The organism is Mycobacterium genavense ATCC 51234 (genome assembly GCF_000526915.1).
GTDB lineage: Bacteria > Actinomycetota > Actinomycetes > Mycobacteriales > Mycobacteriaceae > Mycobacterium > Mycobacterium genavense.
This window is the reverse complement of record NZ_JAGZ01000001.1, coordinates 36937-46623: the sequence shown is the minus strand read 5'-3', so window position 1 is coordinate 46623 and position 9687 is coordinate 36937. Positions and strand designations below refer to the sequence as shown.

Annotated in this window: 9 protein-coding genes; all 9 read right to left on the bottom strand. The window is 69.7% G+C overall.

Annotated elements, in window-relative coordinates:
* Nucleotides 1–75 precede the first annotated feature (75 nt).
* Nucleotides 76–1137, bottom strand: a complete 1062-nt coding sequence (locus T428_RS0100180) for a type III polyketide synthase (protein WP_025734897.1) — start codon at nucleotides 1135–1137, stop codon at nucleotides 76–78.
* A 143-nt stretch (nucleotides 1138–1280) separates the two neighbouring features.
* A complete protein-coding gene (gene argH / locus T428_RS0100175; RefSeq protein WP_025734896.1) occupies nucleotides 1281–2705 on the bottom strand; it encodes an argininosuccinate lyase in 1425 nt (474 codons plus the stop codon).
* Entirely contained in the window at nucleotides 2702–3910 is a 1209-nt protein-coding gene (locus T428_RS0100170) for an argininosuccinate synthase (protein ID WP_025734895.1), read from the bottom strand. Before T428_RS0100170 ends, argH begins: the two co-directional genes overlap by 4 nt.
* An 11-nt stretch (nucleotides 3911–3921) precedes the next feature.
* Nucleotides 3922–4416 carry an arginine repressor gene (locus tag T428_RS0100165; protein WP_025734894.1) on the bottom strand — a complete coding sequence of 165 codons (495 nt, stop codon included), beginning with the start codon at nucleotides 4414–4416 and terminating at the stop codon, nucleotides 3922–3924.
* A complete protein-coding gene (gene argF, locus T428_RS0100160) occupies nucleotides 4413–5339 on the bottom strand; it encodes an ornithine carbamoyltransferase (RefSeq protein ID WP_025734893.1) in 927 nt (308 codons plus the stop codon). Before argF ends, T428_RS0100165 begins: the two co-directional genes overlap by 4 nt.
* Nucleotides 5336–6520, bottom strand: coding sequence for an acetylornithine transaminase (locus T428_RS0100155; RefSeq protein WP_025734892.1), 1185 nt, complete (start codon nucleotides 6518–6520; stop codon nucleotides 5336–5338). The genes argF and T428_RS0100155 overlap by 4 nt, the downstream gene beginning before the upstream one ends.
* Nucleotides 6517–7407, bottom strand: a complete 891-nt coding sequence (gene argB, locus T428_RS0100150; protein WP_025734891.1) for an acetylglutamate kinase — start codon at nucleotides 7405–7407, stop codon at nucleotides 6517–6519. The genes T428_RS0100155 and argB overlap by 4 nt, the downstream gene beginning before the upstream one ends.
* Nucleotides 7404–8627 (bottom strand): bifunctional glutamate N-acetyltransferase/amino-acid acetyltransferase ArgJ, encoded by a 1224-nt coding sequence (argJ, locus tag T428_RS0100145; RefSeq protein ID WP_036466944.1) that lies wholly within the window; start codon nucleotides 8625–8627, stop codon nucleotides 7404–7406. Before argJ ends, argB begins: the two co-directional genes overlap by 4 nt.
* 5 nt (nucleotides 8628–8632) lie before the next feature.
* Nucleotides 8633–9685, bottom strand: coding sequence for an N-acetyl-gamma-glutamyl-phosphate reductase (gene argC, locus T428_RS0100140; protein ID WP_036466737.1), 1053 nt, complete (start codon nucleotides 9683–9685; stop codon nucleotides 8633–8635).
* Nucleotides 9686–9687: the final 2 nt, after the last annotated feature.

Sequence of the window (9687 nt, the reverse complement as noted above, 5' to 3'; positions counted from 1 at the left end):
GCACCTTTCGCACGGTGCCGATGCGCCATCGCCGTCATGTCGGCGCGCAGACGAGGCAGGGTCCATACGCCCGCATCAGTGCCAGCGCAGCAGTACGAGCTCCGAGCAGAAGCCGGGCCCCATCGCGAGCATCAGACCCGGGCTGCCGCTGGGCGGCTTCTTGGCGATGGTGTCACGCAGCACGTGCAGCACCGACGCCGACGACAGGTTGCCGATCTCGCCGAGCGAGCGCCAGGTCAGCTCCAGGGCGTCCGGTGGCAGGCTCAGCGCCGCGGTGATCGCCTCGATGACCTTGGGGCCGCCGGGGTGGCTGACGAACGCGCCGATGTCGGACGCCGTCAGGCCGTGCGCGCCGAGGAAGACGGCGACGTCGTCTTCGATGTATTGCTCCACGACCGCGGCGACGTCCTTGGACAGCACCAGCTCGAAGCCCTCGGTGCCCACGTCGTAGCCCATCGTGCGCAGCGAGTCCGGGTAAAGATGCCCGCGCGAATCGAGAACGTCGGGGCCGCCGGCGCCGATCTGCGCGGCGCGACGCTCCCCGACGGCGACCACGGATGCGGCGCCGTCAGCAAACAGCGCGCTGCCGACCAGACCGGCCAGCGAGGGCTTGTAACCCGGGTAGGTCAGCGAGCAGAGCTCGACGGAGATCAGCGCGGCCGCGCCGTCCGGATCGCCGCGCAGGTAGTCGTTGAGCCGGGCCACACCGGCCGCACCGGCCACGCAGCCCAGGCCGAACAGCGGCACCCGCCGCACGTCGTCGCGCAGCCCCAGCCGCCCGCCGATCCGGGCGTCGATGGACGGGATCGCCAACCCGGTGACCGTCGTGGTGTACAGCACGTCGAGGTCGCGTGGCCGTAAACCCGCTTCCTCCAGCGCGCCGGACAGCGCCTGGCAGCCCAGCTCGACGGCGTTTTCGATGTAGATCTGATTCGCGACCCCGAAGTCGGTCAGCCGGGGGTAGCGCTCCAACGGAATGACCAGGTGGCGGCTGTTGACCTTGGCGCTGGTGTGCAGCTGCCGGACGATGTCCTCGTAATCCTCGAAGCCCGGAATGCTCAGGAAAAAGTCAGTGAGTTCCCGCTGGGAATAGCGATACGGCGGCAACGCACCGAATACGCCTGCGATGACGCTCATTGGTCCCACCCCTTGGTGACGAACATGCAGGTCGACGGGTTCAAGCCGGAGGCTTCGAGCTGCAAGCTTATTCCTTCGAGGGCAGCGCCGCCGCAATAATGCCCTGACCTGAGACAATGCCCACAGCAAATCGGGGTTACGCGTCAGCTTTCGAATGACAGCCGCAGCCGCGCCCGCAGCTGTTCGCGGCTGTCCAGGACACCACGTAGTTGGTCGGCGACCTGGCCGGGCGAGGTGCCCCCGCGCGCGTCGCGGGAGGCCACCGAGCCCTCGATGGTCAACACGTCCCGGACCTGCGGCGTCAGTTCGGGGCTGATGGCCGCGAGCTCGTCGTCGGTCAGCTCCTCGAGCCCGATACCCCGGCCCTCCGCGGCGCGGACGGCCGCGCCGGCGGCCTCGTGCGCGGCCCGAAACGGCACACCCCGGCGGACCAGCCATTCGGCGATGTCGGTGGCCAGGGTGTAGCCGGCCGGCGCCAGCGCCGCCATCCGCTCGACGTGGAACGTCAGGCTGCCCACCAGCCCGGCCATCGCCGGCAGCAGCAGTTCCAGCTGCGCCACCGAGTCGAACACCGGCTCCTTGTCTTCCTGCAGATCACGGTTGTAGGCCAATGGCTGCGCCTTCAGCGTCGCCAGCAGCCCGGCCAGGTTCCCGATCAGCCGCCCCGATTTGCCCCGGGCCAGCTCGGCGATGTCGGGGTTCTTCTTCTGCGGCATGATCGAGCTGCCGGTCGACCAGGAGTCGTGCAACGTGACGTAGCCGAACTCCGTCGAGCTCCAGATGATGATGTCCTCGGCCAGCCGGGACAGGTCGACGCCGATCATTGCCAGCACGAACGCCGCTTCGGCGGCAAAGTCGCGGGCGGCGGTGGCGTCGACGGAATTGGGGGCGGCGATTGCGAAACCGAGGTCCGCGGCGATCGCGTCGGGATCCAGGCCGAGCGACGAGCCGGCCAGCGCCCCCGACCCGTACGGCGACACCGCCGCGCGCTTGTCGAAGTCGGCGATGCGGTCCACGTCGCGCAGCAACGGATGGGCGTGCGCGAGCAGTTGGTGGGCCAGCAGGATCGGCTGGGCGGACTGCATATGGGTCTTGCCGGGCATGATCGCCGTCGGGTGGGCCTGCGCCTGGGCGGCCAGCGCGCCGACCACGTCCAGCGCCCCGTCGGCGACCCGGCGCATCGCGTCGCGCAGCCACATCCGGAACAGCGTGGCCACCTGGTCGTTGCGGGACCGGCCGGCCCGCAGCCGGCCGCCCAACTCGGCGCCGACCCGGTCGATCAGTCCGCGCTCCAGCGCGCCGTGCAGGTCCTCGTCGGTGACCAGCGGGCCGAAACTGCCGTCGGCGATGTCTTCGGCCAGGCTGTCCAGCCCGGCCAGCAGGCCGTCGCGCTGCTCTTCGGTGAGCAGCCCGGCCCGGAACAACACGATGGTGTGCGCACGCGACGCGGTGATGTCGTAGGGCGCCAGCACCCAGTCGAAGTGCGTGGAGCGGCTCAGCGCGGTCAGCGCGTCCGACGGTCCGTCGGCGAACCGCCCGCCCCACAATGCTCCCTCGCGAGTGCTCACGCGTCGTCGGTCGCCAGGTCGCGGCAGGCCGACAGCTTGGACGACAGCCCGTGCACGTAGACGAATCCCTTGGCCGCCGACTGGTCGAAGCTGTCGCCCTCGTCGTAAGTGGCCAGGTTGAAGTCGTAGAGCGATTCCGAGCTGCGGCGGCCGTTGACCGCAATGTGCCCGCCGTGCAACACCATTCGGATTTCACCGGACACGTGCTCTTGAGTCTTGGCGACGAAACTCTCCAGCGCGGTCTTCAGCGGCGAGAACCACAGCCCGTCGTACACCAGCTCGGCCCAGCGCTGGTCGGTCTGGCGCTTGAACCGGCCCAGCTCGCGCTCGAGGGTGACGTGTTCGAGCTCGGTGTGCGCGGTGATCAGCACCATCGCGCCGGGCGCCTCGTAGATCTCGCGGCTCTTGATGCCGACCAGGCGGTCCTCGACGACGTCGAGGCGCCCGACCCCCTGGGCGCCGGCGCGGGCGTTGAGTTGCACGATGGCCTCCAGCACGGTCACCGGCTTGCCGTCGATCGACACCGGGACACCCTGTTCGAAACCGACGATCACCTCGTCGGGCGTGCTCCAGTTGAGCGTCGGGTCCTCGGTGTAGTCGTAGACGTCCTTGGTGGGCGCGTTCCAAAGGTGTTCCAGGAAGCCGGTTTCCACCGCGCGGCCCCACACGTTCTGGTCGATCGAGAACGGCGAGCGCTTGGTCACGTTGATCGGGATGGCGTTCTCCTCGGCGAAGGCGATCGCCTTCTCCCGCGTCCACGCGTAGTCGCGAACCGGTGCGAGCACCTCCAAATCCGGTGCCAGCGAACCGAATCCGACCTCGAACCGGACCTGGTCGTTGCCCTTGCCGGTGCAGCCGTGCGCGATGATGCCGCCGCCGAACTTGCGCGCCGCGGCGACCAGGTGCTTGACGATCAGCGGCCGGCTGATCGCCGACACCAGCGGGTAGCGATCCATATACAGCGCGTTGTTCAGGATGGTCGGCAGGCAGTAACCCTCGGCGAACTCCGCGCGCGCGTCGACCACGACCGCCTCGACCGCGCCGCAGTCCAGCGCCCGCTGACGCACGACGTCCATGTCCTCGCCGCCCTGGCCGAGGTCGATCACGACCGCTACCACCTCACGGCCGGTCTCCTTGCCGATCCAGCTGATCGCCACCGAGGTGTCCAGACCACCCGAATACGCCAGGATGACCCGTTCTGACATGAATCAATCTCCTATTTCAGGTTTTCCAGCGTGCGGGCCAGCTCGGCGCCGATCATCGGCTCCCGGGCGGCCACGAAGAGGGTGTCGTCGCCGGCGATGGTGCCGACGACGTACGGTAACGCGGCGCGATCGATGGCGCTGGCCAAATAGTCGGCCGCCCCCGGCGGGGTGCGCAGCACCGCGAGATTCGCGCTGGCGTCGGTGGATACCAGCAATTCGCTGAGCAACCGCGACAGCCGTGCGGTGCCGCCGGATACACCCCGGACCGGGCTGCCGTCCTCCGGGACGACGTAGACCCCGACGCCGCCGTCGGCGCCGCGCAGCTTCACCGCACCGAGCTCTTCGAGGTCGCGCGACAGCGTGGCCTGGGTGACGTCGATGCCTTCGTCGGCCAGCCGGGCCGCCAGCTCGCTTTGGCTGCTGATCGACGACGACGACAGGATCGCCACGATGCGGGCCTGACGCCCCGCGCGGGTGACGTCGGTGGTCGGCTTGGTGCGCGTCATCGGGATCGCTCCAGCAGCCACACCAGCAGCGCCTTTTGGGCGTGCAGCCGGTTCTCGGCCTCGTCGAACACCACGCTGGCCGGCCCGTCCATCACCTCGTCGGTGATCTCGTCGCCGCGGTGGGCCGGAAGGCAGTGCAGCACAATGGCTTCCGCGTTTGCCAGGCTCAGCAGCCTGGCGTTGATCTGAAACGGCCGGAACGGTTTGACCCGGTCGAGCCCGTCGGCTTCTTGTCCCATCGACGTCCAGGTGTCGGTCACCAGGACGTCGGCCCCCGCGGCTGCCGCGTCCGCGTCGGCGGTCACGGTGACCGAACCGCCAGTCTGCGCGGCGCGCTGCTCGGCGGCGACGAGAACCCCCGGGTTCGGCGTGAAGCCCTCGGGCGCCGCGATCGTGACGTGCATGCCGGCGGTCACCGAGCCGAGCATCAGCGAATGCGCCATGTTGTTGGCGCCGTCGCCGAAGTAGGACAGCGACAACCCGCACAGCGACCCCTTGTGCTCGGCGATGGTCTGCAGATCGGCCAGCACCTGGCAGGGGTGGAACTCGTCGGAGAGCGCGTTGACCACCGGCACCGTCGCGGTCGAGGCCATGGTCTCCAGCCGCTCCTGGCCGAAGGTGCGCCACACGATCGCGTCGACGTAGCGGGACAGCACCCGCGCGGTGTCCTGCAGCGTCTCGTCGCGGCCCAGCTGGGTGCTGCCGCTGTCGACGACGACGGGATGCCCGCCCAGCTGCGCGATGCCCACCTCGAAGGAGAACCGGGTCCGAGTGGAGTTCTTGTCGAACAGCACCGCGACGCCACGCGGGCCGTCGAGCGGCCGACGACTGAACGGATTCTTCTTCAGCTCCGCGGCCAGCTCGAGCACCTCGGCCTGTTCGGCCGGGGACAGGTCGTGGTCGCGCAGGAAGTGTCGGGTCATGCCGCGGCCTTGTCCAGGATGCTCGGCAGCGCAGTGAGGAAGCTGTCGACCTGGGCCTCGGTGATCACCAGCGGCGGCGCCAACCGGATCACGTCGGGGCCGGTGGCGTTGATCAGGAATCCGGCCTCGCGCGCGGCGGCTTCGACGTCCTTGGCGTGCGGGCCGGTCAGCATCACGCCGCACAACAGGCCGCGGCCGCGGGTGTGGTCGATCAGCGGGTGGCCCAGCGATTCGATGCCGTGGCGCAACAACTTTCCCAACTCCTCGGCGTGCCGCAGCAGGTCGTCGTCGACGAGCACCCGCAGCACCGCCCGGGCGGCCGCGGTGCACACCGGGTTGCCGCCGAAGGTGCTGCCGTGCAGGCCCGGCGTCAGCAGGTCGGCCGCGGGCCCGACGACCAGCACCGCCCCGATCGGGAGCCCACCGCCGAGGCCCTTGGCCAGCGTCACCACATCGGGGGTGATGCCGTCGTGCTGGTGTGCGAAAAACGCTCCGGTGCGCCCGATTCCGGTCTGCACCTCGTCGAGCACCAACAGGGCGCCGTGCTGGGTGGTGATCTCGCGGGCCGCGGCCAGATAGCCGGCGGGCGGAACCACCACACCGCTCTCTCCCATGATCGGCTCCAGGAATACCGCGGCGGTGGCATCGTCAACGGCGGCGGCCAGCGCGTCGACGTCGCCGTAGGGCACATGCGTGACGTCGCCCGGCAACGGCTCGAACGGGGCCTGCTTGGCCGGCTGGCCGGTCAGCGCCAGCGAACCCATCGTTCGGCCGTGGAAACCTTCTTGCGCGGCAACTAATTTGGTGCGGCCGGTGAGCCGGGACAGCTTGAACGCCATCTCGTTGGCCTCGGTGCCCGAGTTGCAGAAGAACACCCGGGTCGTGGTGTCGATGCCGAGCAGGGCGACCAACTCCTCGGCCAGCGCGATGCCGGGTTCGGTGGCGTACAGGTTCGAGGTGTGGCCCAGCGTCGACATCTGTTGCGTGACAGCCTCGATCACGGCCGGGTGGCCATGGCCGAGTACGTTGACGGCGATGCCGGCCAGCAGATCGAGGTAGCTGCGGCCGTCCACGTCGGTGACCACGGCGCCCGCACCGCTGGCCAAAGCCAGTGCCGGGGTGCCGTAGTTGTTCGTCATCACGGCTTCCCACCGCTGCCGCATGGTCTCGGTGTTGCTCACGCCGGCACCACCTTCGTGCCGGTGCCCGCGTCGGTGAACAACTCCACCAGCACGCAGTGCTCAACCCTGCCGTCGATGACGTGGGCGCTGGGCACGCCGCCCGAGACTGCCCTGAGACAGGCCTCAATTTTCGGGATCATGCCCGCCTCCAACGTGGGTAGCAGTTGCGCCAATGTGGCGGTGTCGATTTCGCTGACCAGCGAATCGCGGTCCGGCCAGCTGGTGTACAGGCCCTCGACATCGGTGAGCATCAACAGCTTTTCGGCGCCCAGCGCCTCGGCCAGCGCAGCCGCGGCGGTGTCGGCGTTGATGTTGTGCACCACCCCCTCGGCATCGGGCGCCAGCGTGGACACCACCGGAATACGCCGCGCCGCAATGAGATCCAGCACCGCGGCGGTGTTCACCGTGTCGACGTCGCCGACCAGGCCGATGTCGGTGGCCACGCCGTCGACGGTGACGCTGCGCCGCACCGCGGTGAACAACTGGGCGTCCTCGCCGGTGATGCCGACCGCGTACGGCCCGTACGCGTTGATCAGGTTGACCAGTTCGCGGCCCACCTGCCCGAACAGCACCATCCGCGCGACGTCGAGCACTTCCGGCGTGGTGACCCGGAATCCGCCCTTGAAGTCGCCCTTGTCGATGCCGAGCCGGCGCAGCATCGCGGTGATCTGCGGGCCCCCGCCGTGCACAACGACGGGGTGGATGCCGCAATTGCGCAGAAACGCCATATCGGCGGCGAACGCCTGCCGCAGCGCCTCGTCGGTCATCGCGTTGCCGCCATATTTGACCACGACGATCTTGCCGTGCAGCTGGATGAGCCAGGGCAGCGCTTCGGCCAGCACCTGCGCCTTGACTCCGGTGGGCAACTCGTCGGTGCTGATCGTCATGTGCTGTAGGCCGAGTTCTCTTCGACGTAGGCGTGCGACAGGTCGGTGGTCCGGATGGCGGCCGTGCCGTCGCCGAGGCCGAGGTCGACGGTGACGTCGACGTCGGTCCCGGACAGATCCACGTCGCGCGAACCCGGAGCGCCGGTCCCGTTGACGCACACGGTAAACCCGTTGAACGACACGGTGATTCGGTCGGGATCGACGAACACCCCCGGCGCCAGGCCCACGGCGGCCACCACGCGGCCCCAGTTGGGGTCCGAGCCGAACATCGCGGTCTTGACCAGGCTGTCGCGGGCGATGGCGCGGGCGGCCGCCACCGCGTCGGACTCCGACGACGCCCCGGTCACCGTCACGGTGACGCGCTTTGTCACGCCCTCGGCGTCGGATTGCAGCTGCAGGCACAGGTCGTCGCAGACGCGCCGCACCGCGTCGTCGAGCTCGACCTGCGACGGGGCGATCCCGCTGGCGCCGGAGGCCAGCAGCAGCACGGTGTCGTTGGTCGAACAGCAGCCGTCGATGTCGAGCCGATCAAAGGTACGCGCGGTCGCGGCGCGCAGCGCCGTGTCGAGGGCCGCAACGTCGGCGACCGCGTCGGTGGTCAGCACACACAGCATGGTGGCCAGCGACGGCGCGAGCATGCCCGCACCCTTGGCCATTCCGCCGACCGTCCAGTTGTTCTGATGATGCAGCGCAACCTTTTTGGGCACGGTGTCGGTGGTCATGATGGCCTGCGCGGCCTCGTCGCCGCCGCTCAGGCCGCCGTGCATCTCGTGCACGATGTGCGTGACGCCGGCGAGCACCTTGTCCATCGGCAGCCGGTCGCCGATCAGCCCGGTGGAGCACACGGCGACCTCGATGGCCCCGGTCTCGGTCCCCCAGTCCGACAGCGCGGCGGCGACGGCCTCGGCGGTGGCGTGGGTGTCCTGGAAGCCGCCCGGCCCGGTGCAGGCGTTGGCGCCGCCGGAGTTGAGGATCACCGCGCGCAGCGACCCGGTGGTGAGCACCTGCTGGGTCCACAGCACCGGCGCGGCCTTGACCTGGTTGCGGGTGAACACCCCGGCGGCGCCGTAGTCGGGTCCTTCGTTGAAGACCAGCGCCAGGTCACGCGCCCCGGAAGCCTTGATCCCGGCCGCGATTCCGGCGGCGCGGAAGCCGGCGGCCGCGGTGACACCCTGCGTGCGGACCAGTCGGGCAGCGGACGCCTGCTCTTCGGGCGCGATGTCGGTCACGGCGCCACTCCGACCACCGAAAGTCCCTCCGTCTCCGACCAGCCCAGCGCCAGGTTCATCGACTGCACCGCGGCGCCGCCGGTGCCCTTGACCAGGTTGTCGATCGCGGCGATCGCCACGAACGTCTCGGCGTCCTCGTCGACCGCGACGGCGACGTGCGCGGCGTTGCTGCCGATCACCGAGCCGGTGCGGGGCAGCTGACCTTCCGGCATCAGGTAGATGAAAGGCTCAGCGTCGTAAGCCTTTTCGTAGGCCGACCGCAGCTGCGACAGCGGCGCCCCGGTGCGCGCGGTGCAGGCGGCCAGGATGCCGCGGGAGGTCGGGATCAGCACCGGGGTGAACGACACCCTGACGTCGCGATCGGTGACCGCGCGCAGCCCCTGGGCGATCTCGGGGGTATGCCGGTGGGCGCCGGCGATGTTGTAGGCCCGGACCGATCCGATGACCTCGGCGCCGAGCAGGTCGGGCTTGACCGCGCGGCCCGCTCCGGAGGTGCCACTGACGGCGACCACGGTGACCGCGGGCTCGATCAGGTCCTCGGCCACCGCGGGCAGCAATGCCAGCAGTGCCGCGGTCGGATAACAGCCCGGCACCGCGATCCGCCGGGCGCCGCGCAGCCGCTCCCGATTGCCCGGCAACTCCGGTAGGCCGTAGAGCCAGCTGCCGGCGTGCGGGGAGCCGTAGAACCGCTCCCAGGCGGCGGGGTCGGTGAGCCGGAAGTCCGCCCCACAGTCGATGACCAGGGTCTCCGGGCCGAGTTGCTCGGCCAACGTCGCCGAATGCCCGTGCGGCAATCCCAGTAACACCACGTCATGGCCGCGCAACACGTCCAGTTCGGTGGGCTCGACCACGCGCTGGGCCAGCGGCGTGAGATGTGGATGGTGCTCGCCGAGCGTGCTACCGGCACTGGCCGCGGCCGTCACCGAACCGACCGTGAGCCGGCCGTCGGCGTGGGCCGGGTGCCCGAGCAACAGGCGCAGGATCTCCCCGCCCGCATAGCCGCTCGCACCGGCAACTGCCACCCTTGTCACGTCGGCCACTCCACCCATTC